Genomic DNA, 20,877 nt, shown 5'->3' with positions numbered 1-20,877 from the left:
GCGGGGCGCGAGGTACGGGCGGGTACGCTGCCTGCTGCTCGCAGACGACCGACGAGAGGCACCCGCCCGTGACCGCCTACTTCCCTGCCGCGCGGCTGCGCCGGGCCGCCTTCATCGGTGTGTTGTGCGCGGGCCTCGCCGTCACCGGTACGGGCTGCGGGGAGGACCCCGACGAGGGCACGAACGGCGTCGGCAAGCTGTCCGCCGACAAGATCGAGGCGAAGGCGAAGGCGGCCGCGACGGAGGCCGACTCGGTGCACCTGTCCGGCACGTTGGTGAGCGGCGGAAAGTCCTTCACCCTCGACATGCGGCTGAAGGCGGACGGCGGCTCCGGCGAGGTGAAGTCCAACGAGGACACCTTCCAGCTGCTGCGCGTGGGCGAGCAGCTGTACCTGAAGGCGAGCGCGGCGTTCTGGGGCCAGTCCGACTCGGCCGGCAAGCTCGGCGACAAGTTCGTGAAGGTGCCCGAGGGCGACCCCTCGTACAAGCAGTTCCGCGGCTTCACCGACATGGACGTGCTGCTGGACGGACTGCTCGGGCTGGAGGGCAAGCTCGCCAAGGGCGCGTACACCAAGGTCGGGCACACCCGCGCGGTCCAGGTCACGGCGAACGAGGGCAAGGGCGGCAAGCTGTCGGTCTCGCTGGAGGGCACCCCGTACCCGTTGATGTTGGAGCGGGCGGGCGGCGCCGGGCGGGTCGAGCTCGCCGAGTGGGGCAAGACGTTTCCGCTGGAGGCACCCGCGCAGGACCAGACGGTCGACTACGGGTCCCAGCTGCCGACGACCAAGGACCAGGGCGGCGCCCCCGCCCCGGCCCCCTCCAAGGGCTCCGGCCAGGGCGCGAACCCGACGAAGCCGTAACGCTCCGCTGGTCGGTGGATCCGGTGGATCCGGTGGATCCGGTGGATCCGGTGGATCCGGTCGCGGCCGGAGCCGGGCGAGCGCCGGGCGTCTTGCGGCAGGGTCAGCCCCGGGCGGCCTTCTTGCGCTTCAGCAGCAGCTTCGGCAGGGCCGCCGGGACGGCCCGGCGGGTCGTCGCCGGGGACGGCAGCGGAACCGCGACGAGCGAGCCGTCCGGGAGCTGCGACCGGACCGATTCCGGCTCCAGCCGCAGCAGCCGGCACTCCCGCGCCCACCGCTCGGTCATGTCCTGCGCGTCGGGCGCGTTCAGCCGCTTGCCCTTGAGCTCGGCGACCGCCGCCGCCCACTCCTCGCCGCGGGGCGGCAGCTCCCGTACCGTCGCCGTCCAGGCCACCAGTCGGCCGCCCTTGTCCTTGCTCCGTACGGTCACCTCGGCACTCGCGCCGTCCGCCAGCCCCGGAAACGGCTGCTCGCCGGGCCCGTCGCCCAGCACGTGGGCCGCGCCGTCCACCCAGGCGTGCCACAGGGCGCGGTCGGCCCCGTCGCCGCGCACCCAGATCAGGCCGGACTTCTTGGTGGCCTCCTCGACGAGGGCCAGGTCGAGCGTGCTGAGAGTCATGCCGACAGGGTAGGGGGTCGCCCCCCGCGCGCGAGCCGGCGTCCCGGCCCGCGGGACCCGGGGCGGGCCGGCTCAGAGCCAGCCGTTGCGGCGCAGCGCGCGGTGGATGGTGAAGCAGGAGGCGACGATCGCGACCATCACCATCGGGTAGCCGTACCGCCAGTGGAGTTCCGGCATGTGATCGAAGTTCATCCCGTACACGCCGCAGATCATCGTCGGCACGGCGATGATCGCCGCCCAGGAGGTGATCTTGCGCATGTCCTCGTTCTGGGCGACCGTCGCCTGCGCGAGATTGGCCTGGAGGATCGAGTTCAGCAACTCGTCGAAGCCCACCACCTGCTCGTGGACCCGCGCCAGGTGGTCGGCGACGTCGCGGAAGTACTTCTGGATGTCCGGGTCCACCAGCCGCATCGGCCGCTCGCTCAGCAGCTCCATCGGACGCAGCAACGGTGAGACCGCCCGCTTGAACTCCAGCACCTCGCGCTTGAGCTGGTAGATGCGGCCCGCGTCGCCGCCGCGCGCACTGCCCTTGGCGGGGGCGGCGAAGACCTCGCTCTCCACCTCGTCGATGTCGTCCTGCACCGCCGCCGCGACCGCGATGTAGCCGTCGACCACGTGGTCGGCGATGGAGTGCAGGACCGACGAGGGGCCCTTGGCGAGCAGGTCCGGGTCGTCCTGGAGGCGGTGGCGCAGTCCCTTGAGGGAGCCCTGTCCGCCGTGCCGGACGGTGATGACGAAGTCGGGGCCGGTGAAGCACATCACCTCGCCGGTCTCCACCACCTCGCTGGTGGCGGTCAGTTCGGCGTGGTCGATGTAGTGGATCGTCTTGAAGACGGTGAAGAGGGTGTCGTCGTAGCGCTCCAGCTTCGGGCGCTGGTGCGCGTGCACGGCGTCCTCCACGGCCAGCGGGTGCAGTCCGAAGGTCGCGGCGATCCCCGCGAACTCGGCCTCCGTCGGCTCGTGCAGGCCGATCCAGGCGAACCCGCCGTCCTCGCGGACCCGGCGCATCGCCTCACGGGGCGTCAGACATGCCGGGCCCAGCATCCGCCGCCCGTCGCGGTACACGGCGCAGTCGACGACCGCGCTGCTCGCCGACGGGTCGCGCGTGGTGTCGTAGCCGGGCTGTACGGGGGTGGCCCTGCGCAGGGCCGGGCGAACGGCGGCACGCAGGTAGGGCAGCATCGACATGGCAGGCTCCTTCTCGCGCACGGCTGCGGACCGTACGGGTGGGAGACCCTCCACCGCAGGCGGGCAGGCCCGGGCGGGGGAGGGAACAGGACGGGAGGACAAACGTTCTGCCGTCGCTCTTCTACTGATCAGCGGATCAGACGGATCGAGCAGATCAAAGGGGGCGGGATGCGCCCGTCACAGAAGTGGAAGAGCGATTGGTACTGCACGATCGACTTCGGTCCACCGCAGCCCCACCTCCTCCGGCCGGTCCCCCGTGAGGGACGTCCTGTTGCCGGGGCACTGAAACACCGCTTCTGCGTGCGGCCCCGAACAGCTGTCAACACTATCAGCCGACGGATGGTCAAGACCCGCCCTTTACCCGCCTGATACGAGTTCTATGCTCGCTTCATGGCAGAAATTCTGGCTCTCGTGGAGGCCCGGCTGCGCACGGCGTTCGGTGAACCCGACGCACGCGCCGCCGTCACCTTCCTGGGCACCGACCGCATCGAGGTACTCCGTTTCGCCGAGGGCGACCTCGTGCGGTACGCGACCCTCGGGATGTCCGCGCACCCGATGACCGATCCGACCGCCGTGGTCGCCGACCCCGTACGGGGCCCGCGCGCCGAGCTCGTGCTGACCGTACGGGCGGGCCTTGCGGCCACCGACAAACTCCTGCGGCCGCTCGCGGTGCTGGCCGCGTCCCCCCAAGTCGAGGGGCTGATCGTGGCACCGGGGGCCTCGCTCGACGTGGGCGAACCACTGTGGGACGGGGCCCCCTTCAGTTCCGTCCTCGTGGCGGAACCGGGCGGTCTGGTCGAGGACCTGGAGCTCGACGAGCCCATGGACCCGGTCCACTTCCTCCCCTTGCTGCCGATGACGGCGAACGAGGCCGCCTGGAAGCGCGTGCACGGAGCGGCCGCCCTCCAGGAACGCTGGCTCGCGCGCGGCACGGACCTGCGGGACCCTTTGCGTAGCGCCGTCGCACTCGACTGAGGGCCCGGACGGGTGAGCGTGCCTTGACTGGGGGCCGGGCGGGGAGGAGCGTGGCTTCTTATGAGGGGTGAACCAAGTTGCCCGAAGTGCGGTGGCCGGGTCAGGGCGCCCGGACTCTTCTCCGACTCCTGGCAGTGCGCGGTGCACGGTGCTGTCCACCCCCTGCAACCCGTCATCCCGCCGAGCGTCGAAGGCCTGAGCGTGGTGGTGCACCGGGCGCGGGTGCCGGTGTGGATGCCGTGGCCGCTGCCGGTGGGGTGGCTGTTCACCGGGGTGGCGTCCGCCGGTGACGACCGGGGCGGTGGCCGGGCGACGGCGGTGGCCTGTTCCGGCCCCGGCCCACTGGGCGGGATCGGTGAGCTCTTGCTGATCGCGGAGGAGCTGGGCGTGGGCCTCGGTGCGCGGTACGCGGGCATCGACGGCGTCGACCCCGGCTCGGCCATCAACGTATCGGCGCCGCCCCACGCCAAGGTGGTCGCGGCCGGCCGCCCGACGCCGCTGTGGCACGTGGGCGGCGGCCCCGACGACCGCGCGGTCTTCGCCGGCGAGGCGCGCGGCTTGTGGCTCTGGGCGATCGTCTGGCCGGAGCAGTCCGGCCTGCTGATGTACGACGAGCTCGTCCTCACCGACCTGCGCGACGCGGGAGCCGAGGTCGAGCTCGTTCCGTGCGGGGCCCTGAGTCCCCGCATCCTGGGTCCTGCCTGAGGCCGAGGGGGGTCAGCGGCCCGGTTATCCTGGGGTGTCCCCCGTACGTACGACCCATGGAGCCAGGCTGTGCGCATCGACCTGCACGCCCACTCCACGGCCTCCGACGGTACGGATACCCCCGCTGAGCTGGTGCGCAATGCCGCCGGCGCCGGGCTGGACGTGGTGGCGCTGACCGACCACGACACCGTGCGCGGATACGGCGAGGCCCTCGCGGCCCTGCCCGCCGGACTGACACTGGTGACCGGGGCCGAGCTGTCCTGCCGGCTCGACGGGGTCGGCGTGCACATGCTCGCGTACCTCTTCGACCCCGAGGAAGCCGAGCTGGCCCGGGAGCGGGAGCTCGTCCGCGACGACCGCACCCCGCGCGCCCGGACCATGATCGACAAGCTCCAGGACCTCGGCGTCGACGTCACTTGGGAGCAGGTGGCCAGGATCGCCGGTGACGGCTCGGTCGGGCGGCCGCACATCGCCACCGCCCTCGTCGAGCTGGGCGTCGTCCCCACCGTCTCGGACGCCTTCACGCCCGAGTGGCTCGCCGACGGCGGCCGCGCGTACGCCGAGAAGCACGAGCTCGATCCGTTCGAGGCCGTGCGCCTGGTCAAGGCGGCCGGCGGGGTCACCGTCCTCGCGCACCCCGCCGCCGTCAAGCGCGGCCGGTGCGTCTCGGAGTCCGCGATGGCCGAGCTGGCGAGCGCGGGCCTGGACGGCATCGAGGTGGACCACATGGACCACGACGCCGACACCCGCGCGCGGCTGCGCGGCCTGGCGGCCGACCTCGGCCTGCTGACCACGGGCTCCAGCGACTACCACGGCAGCCGCAAGACCTGTCGCCTCGGGGAGTACACGACCGACCCCGAGATCTACGGCGAGATCACGCGCCGTGCGACGGGGGCCTTCCCGGTGCCGGGCGCCGGCGGACGCGAGCGCTGACCGGCCGGATCCGGCCCGCTCCACCCGTCCCACACTTCTTCTTCGCGACACCCCTCTCTTCTGCAAGGCATCACTGTGTTTGATTTCGCCGTCTTCGGATCCCTTTTTCTCACCCTTTTCGTGATTATGGACCCCCCGGGGATCACGCCGATCTTCCTGGCTCTGACGTCCGGCCGCCCCGTCAAGGTGCAGCGCCGCATGGCCTGGCAGGCCGTCTGCGTGGCCTTCGGTGTCATCGCGGTCTTCGGCATCTGCGGCCAGCAGATCCTGGACTACCTGCACGTCTCCGTCCCGGCGCTGATGATCGCCGGTGGTCTGCTGCTCCTGCTCATCGCGCTGGACCTGCTCACCGGCAAGAACGACGAGCCCAAGCAGACCAAGGACGTGAACGTGGCCCTGGTCCCGCTGGGCATGCCGCTGCTGGCCGGGCCCGGCGCGATCGTGTCCGTGATCCTGGCCGTCCAGAAGGTCGACGGCGCCGCCGGACAGGTCTCGGTCTGGGCCGCGATCGTGGCCATGCACGTCGTGCTGTGGATCACCATGCGCTACTCGCTGGTGATCATCCGGGTCATCAAGGACGGCGGCGTCGTCCTCGTCACCCGACTCGCCGGCATGATGCTCTCGGCGATCGCCGTCCAGCAGATCATCAACGGCGTGCTCCAGGTGGTCAGCGGAGTCTGAGGTCCCGCCCGCCCCGCCCCGTAGCTGCCGCACGCGGCCGCTCAAGCGAACGCCCCCGCACCGGGACCGGTGCGGGGGCGTGAACGTTCTTCATGCGATGCGTCAGCAGGACGCACTCTCGGCCGGTCGGATCAGGATGCGCTGGCCGACGGCTGCGGCCTGCTGCACGATCCGGTTGACGGAGGCCGCGTCGACGACGGTGCGGTCCACGGCGGATCCGTCGACGTCGTCCAGGCGCAGAATCTCGAAGCGCACGGGCTTCTCCCTTCGTCAGTGTTTCTCCTTGCACTGGTCCAACGAAGTGTAGGCCGCAATCATTCCCTACGCTAAGGAAATTTTTTCACTGGCTAACTACGCACCGGTGCAGGAGTCCCAGAACGCGGCCAGCTCGCGCGCCGTCGTGGCCGGGTCCTCGGCGTTCGGGGAGTGGTCCGTCCCCGGCACGACCACCCGCCGCGCGGCCAGGCGCCGGGCCGTCTCGTCCAGCAGCGGCACCGGCCAGGCCTGGTCCACGGCCCCGGACAGGACCAGCTTCGGGAGGTCGACCCGGCTCAGCTCCGCCACCCGGTCCGGCTCGGAGATCAGCGTCCGGCCGGTGACGATCAGCTGCTCGGGGACGGTCGCCAGCCACCGCTCGCGCAGGAAGTGCGCGAGCTCGGGGGAGTCCGCGGCCGCGTCCTCGGGATCGTGGGCCCGCATCGCCGCCCAGATCCCGGGCATGTCGTCGCCCATCGCCTCCAGCGCGGCGACCAGCAGCTTCGTGCGGGCCTGCTGCTCCTCGGAGATCGCGGCCGGCCCGCTGCTCATCAGGGTGAGGGAGGCGAAGGGCGAGGGGTCGCGGAGCACGGCGGCGCGGGAGACCAGCCCGCCCAGCGAGTGGCCGACCAGGTGGACGCGGTCCGCGCCCAGGGCGCGGACCTGCGCGAGCACGTCCTGCGCCAGCTCCTCCAGGGCGTACGGAGCCTCCTCGCGCGGGCCCGGGGTCTCGTACTGGCCGCGGCCGTCCACGGCGACGACCCGGTACCCTGCGGCCGCCAGCGGCTCCAGGAGGCCGATGAAGTCCTCCTTGCTGCCCGTGAAGCCGGGGACCAGCAGGGCGGTGCCGTGCACGGGTTCACCGGCTTCGTGCACGGCGAACCCGCCGCGGTCGGTGGCGAGGAGGTACGCGCGGGCGGCGGAGGGCAGGGTGAGACGCGGCGGCTTGCTCATGGCCCGAGGTTACCGGCCCGTACGGGTTCCCGGCAGGCCCGGGCAGGCCGATGGCCCCGGCCCCCTCGGAAGGGGAGCGGGGCCATCGGCGGGGCACTGCGCGAGGCTTACGCCTCCGGCGCGGCCGCGACCTTGCGGGTGCGGGTGCGCTTCGGCTTGACCGGGGCCTCCTCGGCCACGGCGGCGGCCTCGGTGGCGACCGGAGCCGTCTCCGCGACCTTGCGGGTGCGGGTGCGCTTCGGCTTGACCGGGGCCTCCTCGGCCACGGCGGCGGCCTCGGTGGCGACCGGAGCGGCCTCCGCGACCTTGCGGGTGCGGGTCCGCTTCGGCTTGACCGGAGCCTCCTCGGCGGGAACCTCGGCGACCGGGGTCACCGCGGCGGCCGGGGCTGCCTTGCGGGTGGTGCGCCGGGCCCGGACGGGCTCGACCAGCGGCGGCATCTGGAAGTCCGGCTCCGGCTCGGTCGGGGTGACCTTGCGGGTGCGGACGCGCTTCGGACGGGCCGGAGCCTCCTCGGCGGGAACCTCGGTGACCGGGGTCACCGCGGCGGCCGCGGTGGCCTTGCGGGTCGGGACGCGCTTCGGACGGGCCGGAGCCTCCTCGACGACCGGGGTCACCGGGGTCACCGGAGCGGCCGGAGCCTCGACGACCGGAGCCTCGGCGACCGGTGCGGCCACGGCGGCCTGGGCCGGTACCGCGGCGACACGGGTGCGGCGGCGGCGAGGACGGCGCGGCTCGTCGGCGGCCGGGGCCGCGGGGGCCTCCGGAGCCTGGGCCGGGGTCACCGCTGCGGTGGCCTCGGAGCCCTCGGCGAGCTCCGTCCCGCCCCGCGTACGGCGGCGCTGGCGCGGCGTACGCGTACGGGCCGGACGCTCCTCGGTCACCACGGCGGCGGCCGCCGGACCGGAGCGGCCACCACGGCCACCACGGCCGCCGGTCTCGCCCAGGTCCTCCAGGTTCTCGGCCTTCAGGCCGGCCCGCGTGCGCTCGGCGCGCGGCAGGATGCCCTTGGTGCCGGCCGGGATGTTCAGCTGCTCGAACAGGTGCGGGGACGTGGAGTACGTCTCCACCGGGTCGTGGAAGTCCAGCTCCAGCGCCTTGTTGATCAGCTGCCAGCGCGGGATGTCGTCCCAGTCGACCAGGGTGACGGCGATGCCCTTGTTGCCCGCGCGGCCGGTGCGGCCCACACGGTGCAGGAAGGTCTTCTCGTCCTCCGGCGTCTGGTAATTGATGACGTGGGTCACACCCTCGACATCGATGCCGCGCGCGGCGACGTCGGTGCACACCAGCACGTCGACCTTGCCGTTGCGGAACGCGCGCAGCGCCTGCTCGCGCGCACCCTGGCCCAGGTCGCCGTGGACGGCGCCGGACGCGAAGCCGCGCTTCTCCAGCTGCTCGGCGATGTCGGCCGCCGTGCGCTTGGTACGGCAGAAGATCATGGCCAGGCCACGGCCCTCGGCCTGCAGGATGCGGGAGACGAGCTCCGGCTTGTCCATGTTGTGCGCACGGAAGACGTGCTGCGTGATGTTGGCGACGGTCGCGCCCTCGCCGTCCTCGGAGACGGCGCGGATGTGGGTCGGCTGCGTCATGTACCGGCGGGCCAGGCCGATGACCGCACCCGGCATGGTCGCCGAGAACAGCATCGTCTGACGCTTCGCGGGCAGGTACGCCATGATCTTCTCGACGTCGGGCAGGAAGCCGAGGTCGAGCATCTCGTCGGCCTCGTCCAGGACGAGGGCCTTGACGTGCGAGAGGTCGAGCTTCTTCTGCCCGGCCAGGTCGAGCAGGCGGCCCGGGGTGCCGACGATCACGTCGACGCCCTTCTTGAGCGCCTCGACCTGGGGCTCGTACGCGCGACCGCCGTATATGGCGAGGACGCGGACGTTGCGGACCTTGCCCGCGGTCAGGAGGTCGTTGGTGACCTGGGTGCACAGCTCGCGGGTCGGAACCACCACGAGGGCCTGCGGTGCGTCGGTCAGCTGCGCCGGGGTGGCGCGGCCGGCTTCGACGTCCGCCGGGACGACGACCCGCTCCAGCAGGGGAAGGCCGAAACCGAGCGTCTTGCCGGTTCCGGTCTTGGCCTGGCCGATGACGTCCGTGCCGGAAAGGGCGACGGGGAGGGTCATCTCCTGGATCGGGAAGGGGGACACGATGCCGACGGCCTCAAGGGCCTCGGCCGTCTCGGGAAAGATCCCGAGGTCTCGGAACGTAGTCAGGGTGCTGCCTCTTCTGTGAGACGCGGCGCGAGGCGGCGAGGGGGGTCGTACCGTGCCGTGCTTGCAGTACTGCTACGTACGAAGCTGCGCGGGACCACTAGCCTTCGCTCAAGCGCATCTGCCGCTGAGGGGGCCCCTCGTGGTTGGCGGTACGCATGAACGTACGCACCACACCGAGGGCGGTCGGTTGGAGCCGATCGGGCCACCGACCGGGCATCCTCATTCGGATGGCCCGCCGAGTATTCGGCAGGCGCATTACCACTGTACCCCGGAATCGCGCAGGTGTGTCGGGTGAATTCACCGGGTAGGCGCGTTTAGCTGGACAGGCAAGGAACGGGCGTGGTGACTTGGAGGGCCATTCGGCGGGCTATTGTGCGGAGCATGTCGACCGTAGAAAACGCCTCGCCCGCCGACGACAGCGCCCCCTCCGGAGCCGAGGGCATCGCCTCCCAGGACTGGGCCGCCGCCTCTGCCTCGCCGCAGTACCGGGCCGCCGTCGTGGACCTGCTCGGCGCGCTCGCCTACGGAGAGCTCGCGGCCTTCGAGCGCCTCGCGGAGGACGCGAAGCTCGCGCCCACCCTGGACGACAAGGCCGAGCTCGCCGCGATGGCCTCCGCCGAGTTCCACCACTTCGAGCGGCTGCGGGACCGGCTCGCGGCGATCGAGGTCGAGCCCACCGCAGCCATGGAGCCCTTCGCCAAGGGAGTCGACGACTTCCACCGCCAGACCGCGCCGTCGGACTGGCTGGAGGGCCTGGTCAAGGCCTACGTCGGCGATTCCATCGCCAGTGACTTCTACCGTGAGGTCGCCTCCCACCTGGACACCGACACCCGCGCCCTCGTGCTCGGCGTGCTCGACGACACCGGCCACGGCAACTTCGCCGTCGAGAAGGTGCGCGCGGCGATCGAGGCGGACCCGCGCTGCGGCGGCCGGCTCGCGCTGTGGGCCCGCCGGCTGATGGGCGAGGCCCTCTCGCAGGCCCAGCGCGTGGTCGCCGAGCGCGACGCGCTCTCGACCATGCTGGTCGGCGGCGTCGACGGAATGGCGGCCGGCTTCGACCTGGCGGCCGTCGGCGAGATGTTCACCCGCATCACCAAGGCGCACACCAAGCGGATGGCGGCCCTCGGCCTCGCCGCCTGACCCCACGACAGCCGCCCGGCAGCCGCACGGCGACCGGCGAGGCACCGCAGAGCTCCACACGTCGGCCCCGGCGCGCACACGGCGCGCCGGGGCCGACGTACGTGGTTCAAGGGCAGGGCTCAGGGGTCCGGGTCATCCTCATCCCCGCGACGGGAGTGAAAACGGAGTCCTGTGGGACGGCCTGCGGGGCCCTGAGGCCGGACGGAGCAGCAGCGACAGGACCACGGCCGACACCAGCACCGAGCCGATGAGCGTCGCGGTCAGGGTGTTGTGCCCGGGCCCGAGCGCGAAGTGGGTGAGATACGCCCCGAACAGCGCCCCCAGCACCCCGCTGACCAGCACCACTTTGAGGGAAGGCAACCGGCGCGTGAGTCCCCGGGCGGCCGTCGCGGACAAGGCGAGGCCCAGGAGTGCGGAGCCGAGCACTTCCATCAGCAGCATGAGGTCTCTCCCATACGTCAGGGCAAACCGGGTCACTGCGGTCCTACCCGAAGCGGAAGAAACAGAAACGGCCCGGTGGGATCAACCACCGGGCCGTTTCCAACAGTTCTCAGAGCGCGCCGAAGCCCACCTTGCGCACGCTCGGCTCGCCCAGGTCGACATACGACAGGCGGTCGGACGGCACCAGGACCTTGCGGCCCTTGTTGTCGGTGAGGCTCAGCAGCGGCGCGGTGCCGGACAGAGCGGCGGTGACGATGCTCTCCAGCTCCTCGGCGCTCAGGTCGCTCTCCAGCACGATCTCCCGGGGTGCGTGCTGCACGCCGATCTTGACCTCCACGGCTTTGTCCCTCCGACGATCCGGTATGCGCGATCAGCCGCGCCGTACGCGGTCCACATTAGCCCGGTGAGGGGACGCGGACCGCGCAGAGCGGACACGCTCGCAGCGAACAGCGGCCGGCGAGGGATCCCCGAGGGCGGCCCTCAGGACTCCGTGCCGTGCAGCGGGAAGCCGGCGATACCGCGCCAGGCGAGCGAGGTCAGCAGGCCGACCGCCGTCTCGCGGGCGACCGGGCTCTCGCTGGAGAGCCAGTAGCGGGCCACGACCTGCGAGACCCCGCCCAGGCCCACGGCCAGCAGCATCGACTCGTCCTTGGACAGGCCGGTGTCCTCGGCGATGACGTCGGAGATGGCCTCGGCGCACTGGAGCGAGACGCGGTCGACGCGCTCGCGCACCGCCGGCTCGTTCGTCAGGTCGGACTCGAAGACCAGCCGGAAGGCGCCGCCCTCCTCCTCCACGTACGCGAAGTAGGCGTCCATCGTGGCCGCCACGCGCAGCTTGTTGTCCGTGGTCGACGCGAGCGCGGTGCGCACGGCCAGCAACAGGGCCTCGCAGTGCTGGTCCAGCAGGGCCAGGTACAGGTCGAGCTTGCCGGGGAAGTGCTGGTACAGCACCGGCTTGCTCACGCCGGCCCGCTCGGCGATGTCGTCCATGGCCGCCGCGTGGTACCCCTGCGCGACGAACACCTCCTGGGCCGCGCCCAGCAGCTGGTTGCGCCGGGCTCGGCGCGGCAGTCGCGTGCCCCGCGGACGCGCTGCCTCGGTCTGCTCGATGGCTGTCACGCCGCCTCCCACTTTCTCTAAGAACACAGTGCGCTCTGCGCCGCGCCGCCATCGTACTTTTCGGTAACCGAATCTGGAGGGTTCAAGCCGAGTTTTCTCGCGGTACGGACGGCCCGGAGGCGCTGGTCAGCGGTTTGATCAGCGGTTTGGTCGGTGCTCGGTCGGCTGATGGGTCAGCGGTAGTCGTCCTCGTCCAGCGGCACCACCCGCGCCTGCTCGACGGCATCGCCGTCCGTGACCCCGTCCACCGCGCGCGCGGTGATCGGGTCGTCCTCGTCCGGCTGGAGATCGGCGAGCTGCTCCGCCACATCCGCCTCGGGCGCCTCAGGATCGAGGGATTCCGGAAACTGCTTCCGGAAGGTGTCCGGCTCCGCAGGGTCGACAGTCATGCCGCTCCCCTCGCTTCCTTGTGCTCACTTACGAGCCTAGGAGGATCGCGGGGGCACCGCTATATGGATCCGGCACGTGTCTGTGACGGCGAACACAGGAAGAGGAGCGTGATCGTCTCGTAACATTGCCCGCATGTCTTCGACCGAGCTGCCGGGCGTGCGGTCCACCGCCGAGCTGTCCTCCCAGGCGGGCGCCGCTCGGGTGGCCGAAGGGGAGCAGCTGCGCACCGCCGTGCTGCCCGGCCTGGAACTGGCCGTCCGGGTCCGCACGCCCCTGCGCACGGGACTGCCGCCCGCTCTGTTCGTGCACGGACTCGGCGGTTCCTCGCAGAACTGGTCGGACCTGATGGCGCGGCTGGCCGACACCGTCGACGGCGAGGCCCTCGACCTGCCGGGCTTCGGCTGGTCCCCGCCACCCGCCGACCGGGACTACTCCGTCACCGCTTTCGCCCGCGCCGTCATCCGGCACCTCGACGCCGCCGGGCGCGGCCCGGTCCACCTGTTCGGCAACTCGCTCGGCGGCGCCGTCTCCACCCGCGTCGCGGCCGTCCGGCCGGACCTGGTGCGCACCCTGACCCTGGTCTCGCCCGCCCTGCCCGAGCTGCGCGTGCAGAGATCGGCCGTGCCGACCGCGCTGCTCGCCGTGCCCGGGGTGGCCGCGCTCTTCGGCCGGCTGGCGCAGGGGCTCAGCGCCGAGCAGCGCACCCGCGGAGTGACGGCGCTCTGTTACGGAGACCCCTCCCGGGTGACGCCCGAGGGATTCCGCAACGCCGTGGAGGAGATGGAGCGGCGGATGGCACTGCCGTACTTCTGGGAGGCGATGACGCGCTCCTCGCGCGGCATCGTCGACGCCTACACCCTCGGTGGCCAGCACGGACTGTGGCGGCAGGCGCAGCGGGTTCTCGCGCCCTCGTTGCTGGTCTACGGTGGCCGGGACCAGCTGGTCTCGTACCGCATGGCGCACAAGGCGGCCGCGGCCTTCCGCGGTTCGCGGCTGCTGTGCATGCCCGAGGCCGGACACGTGGCGATGATGGAGTACCCCGAGGCGGTGGCCGCCGCCTTCCGCGAGCTGCTGGGCGACACCGGAACGGGCGCGAGTGACCGATACATCGAAGACGGCAGAGGCTGAGGACCGTGGGACGACATAGTCGCAAGGGCCCTGCCCCGGCTCCGGCTCCGGCCGCCGCTGCGGCACCCGTCCGGCCGCAGCCGGATCCGCTGCCCTACGAGGAACCGCCCGCCGCGCCCTGGCCCGAACCGACCGTCACCCACCAGGGGTACGTGTCCCAGGACCGGCCCTTCGCCGACGCGCGGACCGGGGGCCACCCCCAGCAGTACGAGTCCGGCGGCGCCTGGGGGGCCCGCCCCGATTCCGTGTACGGGGACTGGCACGGGGTGCGGCGCCCGCACGACGACACCGCCACCGCACCGGCCGCGGCGGCACCCGCTGCCCACCTGGATTCCGGCACCCCGGCCTTCGGCACCCCCGCGGTGGGCTTCCCGCAGGTCACCCCGGCGCCGCCGGCCGCATTCGACCCCGACCCCTTCACCTCCACCGGCTCGCACCGCCGGGTGCCCGGGCCGCGCAAGCCGGTGGACCCGGTCGGTCCCGTCGGCCCCGTCGGTCCCGTGACCGCGGCGGATCCGGCGGATCCCGTCGATCCCGTGGACCCGGTGGATCCCGCCGCGGAGCCGACCGGCTCCGGCCGCAGCCGGAAGGTCCGTGCGTACACGGGCATGGCCGCCATGGCCGTCACGACCGTCCTCGCCGTCGTCGTCGCCGGTCAGATGGGCTCGGACGGGGACGACACCAAGTCGGGCGCGCGGGCCGCCTCCGACGGCAGCCGGACCGACGCGGCCGCCTCCCGTTCGGACGACCGCGCGGCGCCCCCGGCAGCGCCCGCGGCGCCGTCCGCCGCAGCGCCGGAGCTGACCTACGAACAGAAGATGGCCCAGCAGCTGCCGATCGACCCGAAGCTCGCCGGACCCGGGACCTTCGACACCGTGCCCGGCGTGGCCAAGGCACCCGGCAAGGGCAAGCTCGTGCGCTACCGGGTCGACGTCGAGCAGGGCCTCGGCATGGACCCGCAGCTCTTCGCCGAGGCCGTCCACCGCACCCTCAACGACCCGCGCAGCTGGGCCCACAACGGTGAGCGCACCTTCGAGCGGGTACCGGGCGGCGAGGCGGACTTCGTGATCACCCTGGCCAGTCCCGGGACCACCGGGGTCTGGTGCGACAAGTCCGACCTGGACATCACCGTCGACAACGTCTCCTGCGACTCCGCGCGCACCGAGCGGGTGATGATCAACGCGTTCCGCTGGGCGCAGGGCTCCGCGACGTACGGACCGGAGCAGATGTTCATCTACCGCCAGATGCTCATCAACCACGAGGTCGGACACCGGCTCGGACACGACCACGTGAACTGCCGCACACCCGGCGCGCTCGCGCCGATCATGCAGCAGCAGACCAAGTCCCTGAACATCAACGGCATCCAGTGCAAGCCCAACCCCTGGGTGTTCCCCGACAGTTGACCGACGGGCCGCGGCCCCGCCCGGTGACCGGGCGGGGATCCGCGTTGACAATCCGTCCGATCATCGGCAATCGTTCTCCGCATGTCGCACCGCCACACCATGACCGCGAGCGCCGCCATTGAGCTGGCGCTGCTTGGTGTGACCGCGCACAGCGTGGCCGACATCTTCTGTCGCTGACTCCCCCTGGGCCTTGCGGCCCGGGAGGTACCCCCGCCCCGCAAGCGCCGCGACACCTTTCGAGTTCCTTCGCCGCGCCCGGGTGCACGCCCGCAGGCGCGGCTTCCTCATGTTCCGGTGCCCCATCGGCACCGCTGTCGACCGCTGCCCCTCGCGTGGCCCTTCCGCCCTTCCTTCACGCCGAGAGGTCAACACACCCATGTCTTCCGCCGGACCCGACCGTCATCTCACAGCGCGCCGTGTGGCCGCCGTCACCGTCAGCCTCGTCCTGGCCGGGGGCGCCGTGGCCTGCGGCCCCGAGGACGCTGCGGGCAAGGCCGGTTCGGGCGACAAGCCGGGCGCCGCGGGCGCGCCGCAGAAGGGCGGCACCCTGACCGTCCTCAACTCCGAGCCGCAGAGCGACTTCGATCCGGCCCGGCTCTACACCTCGGGCGGCGGAAACGTTCCCTCGCTGGTCTTCCGCACGCTGACCACCCGCAACCGCGAGGACGGCGCGGCCGGCACCAAGGTCGTGCCCGACCTGGCCACCGACACCGGAAAGCCCAACGCCGACGCCACCGAGTGGACGTACACGCTCAAGGACGGGCTGAAGTACGAGGACGGCTCCCCGATCACCAGCGCCGACATCAAATACGGCATCGAGCGGTCCTTCGCCGCCGAGCTGTCCGGCGGCGCCCCGTACCTGCGGGACTGGCTGGTCGGCGGGGAGAGCTACGAGGGCCCTTACAAGGACGGCGGCAAGGGGCTCGACTCGATCGTCGTGCCCGACCCGAAGACGATCGTCTTCAAGCTCCGCAAGCCCGAGGGCGAGTTCCCCTTCGTCGCCACGCAGACGCAGTTCGCGCCCGTCCCCAAAGCCAAGGACACCGGGGTCAAGTACGAGGAGCACCCCGTCTCCTCCGGCCCGTACAAGGTCGTCAAGAACGAAAACGACGGCGAGCACCTCACCCTGGAGCGCAACGAGCACTGGGACGAGAAGACCGACGAGGAGCGCAAGGCCTACCCGGACAAGATCGACGTCCGCTCCGGTCTGGACGCCGCCGTCATCAACCAGCGCCTGACCACCAGCTCCGGCCCCGACGCCGCCGCCGTCACCACCGACACCAACCTGGGACCTGCCGAACTCGCCCAGATCGGCGACAACAAGGAGCTCGCGGGCCGCGTCGGCACCGGCCACTTCGGCTACATCAACTACCTGGCCTTCAACCCGAAGGTGGCCCCCTTCGACAACCCGAAGGTGCGCCAGGCCATCTCCCACGCGATCAACCGCACCAGCGTGATCAACGCCGCCGGCGGATCCGCGCTCGCCGAACCGGCCACCACCTTCCTGCCCGAGCGCGAGGCCTTCGGCTTCACCCCGTACGACCACTTCCCGGCGGGCAAGACCGGCGACCCGGCCAAGGCCAAGCAGCTGCTGGCGGAGGCGGGCTTCCCCGACGGCATCACCGTCACCCTGACCCACTCCACCGCGCAGAACCGCCAGACCAGCCCCGAGGTCGCCACCGCCGTGCAGCAGGCCCTCGCCGCCGCCGGGATCACCGTCAAGCTGGAGGGCCTGGAGAACAACGCCTTCAACGAGAAGCGCTGGGACGCCAAGAACACCCCCGGCTTCTTCCTCTCCCGCTGGGGCGCCGACTGGCCGTCCGGCGCCCCCTTCCTCGCGCCGATCTTCGACGGCCGGCAGATCGTGACCAACGGCTCCAACTACAACCACGCGCAGCTCGACGACCCGGCCGTGAACGCCGAGATCGACGAGATCGCCAAGCTGACCGACCTCGCGGCGGCCGGCAAGCGCTGGGGCGCTCTCGACAAGAAGATCGGTGAGCAGGCCCTGGACGTGCCGCTCTTCCACCCGGTCTACAAGCGGCTCGTCGGCAAGGACATCAAGAACGTCGTGATCAGCGACTGGACCGGCGTCCTCGACGTCTCGCAGGTCTCCGTCAAGTGAGCGTCGCCCTCAAGCAGTCGGCGCCGCAGCAGCCGGCGCCCGCGCCCGGGGCCCCCGCCCCGGGCGCGGGCACCGCGCGCCAGGTCTGGCGGCGCCTGCGCCGCCGGCCCGCGCCCCTCGCGGCCGCCGGAGTCATCGCCCTGCTCGTCCTCCTCGCCCTCGCCGCACCACTGGTCGCCCAGCTCACCGGCCAGGACCCGAACGCGTACCACGACGACCTCGTGGACTCCGCGCGCGGCGGGGTACCGCTCGGCTCCTTCGGCGGGATCTCCGCCGACCACTGGCTCGGCGTCGAGCCGGGCACCGGCCGCGACCTGCTGACCAGGCTGCTGTACGGGGCGCGGATCTCGCTGCTCGTCGCCCTCGGCGCCGTCGTCGTGCAAACGCTTGTCGGTGTGGGCGTCGGACTCGCCGCCGCGCTCGGCGGCCGGTTCGCGGGCCAGCTCATCGGCCGGTTCACCGACGTGATGATCGCGCTGCCGATGCTGGTGATCGGCATCGCCCTCACCGCCGTCGTCCCGCCCGACTTCCCCCGGCCGCTCCTGCTGATCCTCATCATCGGACTGCTCGACTGGGGCGGCACCGCCCGGATGGTCCGCGCCCAGGCCCTCGCCCTGCGCGGCCTCGACTTCGTCGACGCCGCCCGCCTCTCGGGCCGGGGCACGCTCGGCATCGCCCGCCGCGAACTGCTGCCCTCACTGGCCGCGCCCGTCATCACCTACGCCGCGATCAAAGTGCCCACCGCCATCGTGGCCGAGGCCTCGCTGTCCTTCCTCGGCGTGGGCGTCAAGCCGCCCACGCCCTCCTGGGGGCAGATGCTCTCCAGCGCGCAGACCTGGTTCCGCGCCGACCCGGCCTACGTCCTGCTCCCCGCCGGGCTGCTCTTCGCCACCGTGCTCGCCTCCACCGTGCTGGGCGACGCCGTCCGCACGGCCCTCGACCCGCGCGAAGGCTCCCGCCTGCGGGTCGGCACCAGAAAGGAGCGCACGGCGTGACCCGCTTCGTGCTCAAACGGACCGGCGGCGCACTGCTCGTGCTGCTCACCCTGTCCGTGATCGTCTACGCCCTCTTCTACCTCGCCCCCGGCGACCCGGCCCGCCTGGCCTGCGGAGAGCGCTGCAACCCGGCGCAGATCGCCCAGGTCCGCGAACAGCTCGGGCTGAACGAGTCCGCCCTCACCCAGTACCTGCACTTCCTCCAGGGGCTGCTGGCCGGCCGGGACTACTCCGGCGGCGCCGGGCTCGTCCTGCACTGCGACGCCCCCTGCCTGGGCTTCTCGTACCAGAACGACCAGCAGGTCACCGGGCTGATCCTGGACCGGCTGCCCGCCACCCTGTCGCTGGCCCTGGGCGCAATGGTGATCTGGCTGGTGGTCGGCGTCGGCACCGGACTGCTGTCCGCGCTGCGCCGCGGCGGGATCACCGAGCGGGCCCTGACCGTCCTGACCCTCGCCGGGACCGGCACCCCCGTCTTCATCCTCGGGCTGCTGCTGCTCATGACCGTCTGCGCCCACCTCCAGTGGCTGCCGTTCCCGACGTACGTGCCGCTGACCGAGGACCCCGAGCAGTGGGCCTGGAACCTGCTCCTGCCATGGGTGACCCTCGGCTTCTTCGAGAGCGCCAAGTACGCCCGCCTCACGCGCAGTTCGACCCTGGAGACGCTCGCCGAGGACCACATCCGGACCTTCCGCGCCTACGGGGTGGGAGAGCGGGCCGTGGTCACGCGGCACGCGGTGCGCGGCGCCGTGGCCCCCGTGATCGCGCTCAGCGCCGTGGACTTCGGCACGATGATCGGCGGCGCGGTGCTGACGGAGTCGCTGTTCGGGATCCCCGGCCTCGGCAAGACCCTCATCGACGGCGTACGGGTCGTGGACCTGCCCGTCGTCGTCGGCGTCGTCCTCGCGATCGGCACGGCCGTGGTCCTCGCGGGCGCGATCGCCGACCTGCTGTACGCCGCCGCGGACCGAAGGGTGACCCTCGCATGACGCACTCACTGGTGGAGGTCACCGACCTCGTCGTCGACTTCCCGGTCGGCGGGGCGGGGGAGCACGTACGGGCCGTGGCCGGGGTCTCCTTCACCCTGGAGGCGGGCCGGGCCCTGGGCGTCGTGGGCGAGTCGGGCAGCGGCAAGTCCACGGTCGCCGCGGCCCTGCTGGGACTGCACCGCGGTACGGGCGCCCGGTTGGGCGGCACCGTCCGGGTCGGCGGCACGGACGTGGCCACGGCCTCGGCGGCCGAACTGCGCCGGTTGCGCGGCGGGACCGCCGCCATGGTCTTCCAGGACCCGCTGAGCTCCCTGGACCCGTACTACGCCATCGGCGACCAGATCGCCGAGGTCCACCGGATCCACGCGGACGTCTCCCGGCGGGCCGCCCGGGCCCGCGCGGTCGAGGTGCTCGACCGGGTGGGCATCCCGGACGCGGTACGCCGCTCCCGCGCGCGGCCGCACGAGTTCAGCGGCGGCATGCGGCAACGGGCCCTCATCGCGATGGCGTTGGCGTGCGAGCCGCGGCTGCTGATCGCCGACGAGCCGACCACCGCGCTCGACGTCACCGTCCAGGCCCAGATCCTCGACCTGCTGCACGGGTTGCGCGAGGAGCGCGGGCTCGGGCTGCTGCTGGTCACCCACGACGTGGGGGTGGCGGCGGAGAGCGTGGACGAGGTGCTGGTCATGCGGGGTGGCCACGCCGTCGAGCGGGGTCCGGTGGCTTCCGTGCTGGCCGCACCGGCGGAGCCGTACACGCGTGCGTTGCTGGCCGCCGTACCGAGGCTGGACGCGCCGCGCCGTTCCCGGGGCTCCGCCCCGGACCCCGCGCCTCAAACGCCGGCGGGGCCGGAAGGGGCGGGGGTGGGGGGCGGGCAGCCCGTCGTCGAGGCGTTCTCCCTGCGGCGGGAGTTCGGGCGGGGCCGGCGCAAGGTCGCCGCCGTCGCCGGAGTGTCCCTCGCCGTGCACGCCGGGGAGACCCTCGGGATCGTCGGCGAGAGCGGCTCCGGCAAGAGCACGCTCGGGCGGATGCTCGTCGGACTGCTGGAGCCCGGCTCCGGGCAGGTGCACCGGGACGGCGTCCCGGTCACCGGCATCGCGAGCGGGGTGCAGATGGTCTTCCAGGACCCGGTGTCCTCCCTCAACCCGCGCCGTTCCGTCGGCGAGTCCATCGCCGACCCGCTGCGCGCGGCCGGGGAGCGTGACGGGGCGGCCGTCCGGGCCCGGGTGGAGGAGCTGCTGCTGCGCGTCGGGCTGGAGGCCGAGCACTACGACCGCTACCCGCACGAGTTCAGCGGTGGCCAGCGCCAGCGGGTGGGCATCGCGCGGGCGCTCGCGCCCCGGCCCCGGCTGATCGTCTGCGACGAGCCGGTCTCCGCCCTCGACGTGACCACGCAGGCGCAGGTCACCGCCCTGTTGGCGGAGCTCCAGCGGGAGCTGGGCATCGCGCTGGTCTTCATCGCGCACGACCTGGCGGTGGTCCGACAGGTCAGCGACCGGGTGGCCGTCATGCGGGCCGGGGAGATCGTCGAGGAGGGCCCGGTGGACGAGGTCTACGACCGCCCGGCCCACCCCTACACCCGGCAGCTGCTGGCCGCCGTACCGGCCCTGGACCCCGCGCTGGCGGCCGGCCGCCGCAGGACGCGGCAGGAGGTCTTCGCGTAGTCGGGTGCCGGGTGCCGGCCGGCGGCGGACCCGGGAAAGGTCCGGGAAGCGGTCCGGCCCGGGCCGGTGCCGAGGCTGTACTTCTAGCGTGCTCGAA

22 protein-coding genes are annotated in these 20,877 nt (G+C 72.4%); 13 read left to right on the top strand and 9 right to left on the bottom strand.

Translation table 11 applies throughout. The annotated features are described in order from the left end of the window. Positions 1-68 precede the first annotated feature (68 nt). Positions 69-860, top strand: a complete 792-nt coding sequence (locus OG386_RS17055; protein WP_328788863.1) for a hypothetical protein — start codon at positions 69-71, stop codon at positions 858-860. Between the two features lie 103 nt (positions 861-963). On the opposite strand, the gene OG386_RS17050 is transcribed toward OG386_RS17055, so the two are convergent. Together OG386_RS17050 and OG386_RS17045 are read right to left on the bottom strand one after the other, a co-directional pair. Next, positions 964-1,479: a hypothetical protein gene (locus OG386_RS17050; RefSeq protein ID WP_328788862.1), complete on the bottom strand. Its 516-nt coding sequence runs from the start codon at positions 1,477-1,479 to the stop codon at positions 964-966. 72 nt (positions 1,480-1,551) lie between these two features. After that, a complete protein-coding gene (locus OG386_RS17045; RefSeq protein WP_328788861.1) occupies positions 1,552-2,667 on the bottom strand; it encodes a magnesium and cobalt transport protein CorA in 1,116 nt (371 codons plus the stop codon). Between the two features lie 390 nt (positions 2,668-3,057). Between OG386_RS17045 and OG386_RS17040 the strand changes: the two genes are divergently transcribed. From OG386_RS17040 to OG386_RS17025, 4 genes are all read left to right on the top strand, one after another. Further along, positions 3,058-3,642 (top strand): suppressor of fused domain protein, encoded by a 585-nt coding sequence (locus OG386_RS17040; protein ID WP_030711795.1) that lies wholly within the window; start codon positions 3,058-3,060, stop codon positions 3,640-3,642. A gap of 60 nt (positions 3,643-3,702) precedes the next feature. After that, positions 3,703-4,347 carry a DUF6758 family protein gene (locus OG386_RS17035; RefSeq protein ID WP_328788860.1) on the top strand — a complete coding sequence of 215 codons (645 nt, stop codon included), beginning with the start codon at positions 3,703-3,705 and terminating at the stop codon, positions 4,345-4,347. 69 nt (positions 4,348-4,416) lie between these two features. Further along, the gene (locus OG386_RS17030) at positions 4,417-5,280 is read left to right on the top strand and encodes a PHP domain-containing protein (protein WP_328788859.1); all 864 of its coding nucleotides are present in this window, start codon (positions 4,417-4,419) and stop codon (positions 5,278-5,280) included. Positions 5,281-5,355: 75 nt separating this feature from the next. Beyond that, positions 5,356-5,961 carry a MarC family protein gene (locus OG386_RS17025; RefSeq protein WP_328788858.1) on the top strand — a complete coding sequence of 202 codons (606 nt, stop codon included), beginning with the start codon at positions 5,356-5,358 and terminating at the stop codon, positions 5,959-5,961. Positions 5,962-6,063: 102 nt separating this feature from the next. On the opposite strand, the gene OG386_RS17020 is transcribed toward OG386_RS17025, so the two are convergent. The 3 genes from OG386_RS17020 to OG386_RS17010 all read right to left on the bottom strand — a co-directional run bounded on the left by OG386_RS17020 (position 6,064) and on the right by OG386_RS17010 (position 9,320). Beyond that, positions 6,064-6,216 (bottom strand): hypothetical protein, encoded by a 153-nt coding sequence (locus tag OG386_RS17020; protein ID WP_266604630.1) that lies wholly within the window; start codon positions 6,214-6,216, stop codon positions 6,064-6,066. A 96-nt stretch (positions 6,217-6,312) separates the two neighbouring features. Then, a complete protein-coding gene (locus OG386_RS17015) occupies positions 6,313-7,170 on the bottom strand; it encodes an alpha/beta fold hydrolase (RefSeq protein ID WP_328788857.1) in 858 nt (285 codons plus the stop codon). A 107-nt stretch (positions 7,171-7,277) separates the two neighbouring features. After that, a complete protein-coding gene (locus OG386_RS17010) occupies positions 7,278-9,320 on the bottom strand; it encodes a DEAD/DEAH box helicase (protein WP_328788856.1) in 2,043 nt (680 codons plus the stop codon). Between the two features lie 447 nt (positions 9,321-9,767). On the opposite strand from OG386_RS17010, the gene OG386_RS17005 reads away from it, so the two are divergent. Next, positions 9,768-10,526, top strand: coding sequence for a ferritin-like fold-containing protein (locus OG386_RS17005; RefSeq protein WP_327383405.1), 759 nt, complete (start codon positions 9,768-9,770; stop codon positions 10,524-10,526). A 138-nt stretch (positions 10,527-10,664) separates the two neighbouring features. Here OG386_RS17005 and OG386_RS17000 read toward each other — a convergent pair whose 3' ends face one another. The 4 genes from OG386_RS17000 to OG386_RS16985 form a co-directional block, all read right to left on the bottom strand. Next, positions 10,665-10,967 (bottom strand): hypothetical protein, encoded by a 303-nt coding sequence (locus tag OG386_RS17000; RefSeq protein WP_266604638.1) that lies wholly within the window; start codon positions 10,965-10,967, stop codon positions 10,665-10,667. Between the two features lie 109 nt (positions 10,968-11,076). After that, on the bottom strand, positions 11,077-11,304 hold the full coding sequence (locus OG386_RS16995) for a DUF3107 domain-containing protein (RefSeq protein ID WP_030011334.1): 228 nt from the start codon (positions 11,302-11,304) through the stop codon (positions 11,077-11,079). A 143-nt stretch (positions 11,305-11,447) separates the two neighbouring features. Next, positions 11,448-12,086: a TetR/AcrR family transcriptional regulator gene (locus OG386_RS16990; protein WP_030011335.1), complete on the bottom strand. Its 639-nt coding sequence runs from the start codon at positions 12,084-12,086 to the stop codon at positions 11,448-11,450. A gap of 173 nt (positions 12,087-12,259) precedes the next feature. Then, positions 12,260-12,475: a hypothetical protein gene (locus tag OG386_RS16985; RefSeq protein ID WP_328788855.1), complete on the bottom strand. Its 216-nt coding sequence runs from the start codon at positions 12,473-12,475 to the stop codon at positions 12,260-12,262. A 133-nt stretch (positions 12,476-12,608) separates the two neighbouring features. Between OG386_RS16985 and OG386_RS16980 the strand changes: the two genes are divergently transcribed. The 7 genes from OG386_RS16980 to OG386_RS16950 all read left to right on the top strand — a co-directional run bounded on the left by OG386_RS16980 (position 12,609) and on the right by OG386_RS16950 (position 20,780). Next, entirely contained in the window at positions 12,609-13,604 is a 996-nt protein-coding gene (locus OG386_RS16980) for an alpha/beta fold hydrolase (RefSeq protein WP_328788854.1), read from the top strand. Positions 13,605-13,609: 5 nt separating this feature from the next. Further along, positions 13,610-15,007, top strand: coding sequence for a DUF3152 domain-containing protein (locus tag OG386_RS16975; protein ID WP_328788853.1), 1,398 nt, complete (start codon positions 13,610-13,612; stop codon positions 15,005-15,007). An 81-nt stretch (positions 15,008-15,088) separates the two neighbouring features. Continuing rightward, entirely contained in the window at positions 15,089-15,184 is a 96-nt protein-coding gene (locus OG386_RS16970; protein WP_328788852.1) for an Ms4533A family Cys-rich leader peptide, read from the top strand. Positions 15,185-15,383: 199 nt separating this feature from the next. Then, positions 15,384-17,132 (top strand): ABC transporter substrate-binding protein, encoded by a 1,749-nt coding sequence (locus OG386_RS16965; RefSeq protein WP_328788851.1) that lies wholly within the window; start codon positions 15,384-15,386, stop codon positions 17,130-17,132. Then, the gene (locus tag OG386_RS16960; protein ID WP_328788850.1) at positions 17,129-18,127 is read left to right on the top strand and encodes an ABC transporter permease; all 999 of its coding nucleotides are present in this window, start codon (positions 17,129-17,131) and stop codon (positions 18,125-18,127) included. Before OG386_RS16965 ends, OG386_RS16960 begins: the two co-directional genes overlap by 4 nt. Then, complete coding sequence (locus OG386_RS16955) at positions 18,124-19,116, top strand: ABC transporter permease (RefSeq protein ID WP_328788849.1); 993 nt, start codon at positions 18,124-18,126, stop codon at positions 19,114-19,116. The genes OG386_RS16960 and OG386_RS16955 overlap by 4 nt, the downstream gene beginning before the upstream one ends. Next, positions 19,113-20,780, top strand: a complete 1,668-nt coding sequence (locus OG386_RS16950; RefSeq protein WP_328788848.1) for an ABC transporter ATP-binding protein — start codon at positions 19,113-19,115, stop codon at positions 20,778-20,780. The genes OG386_RS16955 and OG386_RS16950 overlap by 4 nt, the downstream gene beginning before the upstream one ends. Positions 20,781-20,877 lie beyond the last annotated feature (97 nt).

Source organism: Streptomyces sp. NBC_00273, assembly GCF_036178145.1.
GTDB lineage: Bacteria > Actinomycetota > Actinomycetes > Streptomycetales > Streptomycetaceae > Streptomyces.
This window is presented reverse-complemented; position numbering and strand designations above follow the sequence as displayed.

What these genes read in the sequence shown, in the direction of transcription:
- OG386_RS16980 (WP_328788854.1), top strand. Translation starts at nt 12,609, where the DNA reads ATGTCTTCGACCGAGCTGCCGGGCGTGCGGTCCACCGCCGAGCTGTCC.
- OG386_RS16985 (WP_328788855.1), bottom strand. Translation starts at nt 12,475, where the DNA reads ATGACTGTCGACCCTGCGGAGCCGGACACCTTCCGGAAGCAGTTTCCG.
- OG386_RS16950 (WP_328788848.1), top strand. Translation starts at nt 19,113, where the DNA reads ATGACGCACTCACTGGTGGAGGTCACCGACCTCGTCGTCGACTTCCCG.
- OG386_RS17050 (WP_328788862.1), bottom strand. Translation starts at nt 1,479, where the DNA reads ATGACTCTCAGCACGCTCGACCTGGCCCTCGTCGAGGAGGCCACCAAG.
- OG386_RS17040 (WP_030711795.1), top strand. Translation starts at nt 3,058, where the DNA reads ATGGCAGAAATTCTGGCTCTCGTGGAGGCCCGGCTGCGCACGGCGTTC.
- OG386_RS17035 (WP_328788860.1), top strand. Translation starts at nt 3,703, where the DNA reads ATGAGGGGTGAACCAAGTTGCCCGAAGTGCGGTGGCCGGGTCAGGGCG.
- OG386_RS17005 (WP_327383405.1), top strand. Translation starts at nt 9,768, where the DNA reads ATGTCGACCGTAGAAAACGCCTCGCCCGCCGACGACAGCGCCCCCTCC.
- OG386_RS17015 (WP_328788857.1), bottom strand. Translation starts at nt 7,170, where the DNA reads ATGAGCAAGCCGCCGCGTCTCACCCTGCCCTCCGCCGCCCGCGCGTAC.
- OG386_RS17045 (WP_328788861.1), bottom strand. Translation starts at nt 2,667, where the DNA reads ATGTCGATGCTGCCCTACCTGCGTGCCGCCGTTCGCCCGGCCCTGCGC.
- OG386_RS16970 (WP_328788852.1), top strand. Translation starts at nt 15,089, where the DNA reads ATGTCGCACCGCCACACCATGACCGCGAGCGCCGCCATTGAGCTGGCG.
- OG386_RS17000 (WP_266604638.1), bottom strand. Translation starts at nt 10,967, where the DNA reads ATGCTGCTGATGGAAGTGCTCGGCTCCGCACTCCTGGGCCTCGCCTTG.
- OG386_RS16965 (WP_328788851.1), top strand. Translation starts at nt 15,384, where the DNA reads ATGTCTTCCGCCGGACCCGACCGTCATCTCACAGCGCGCCGTGTGGCC.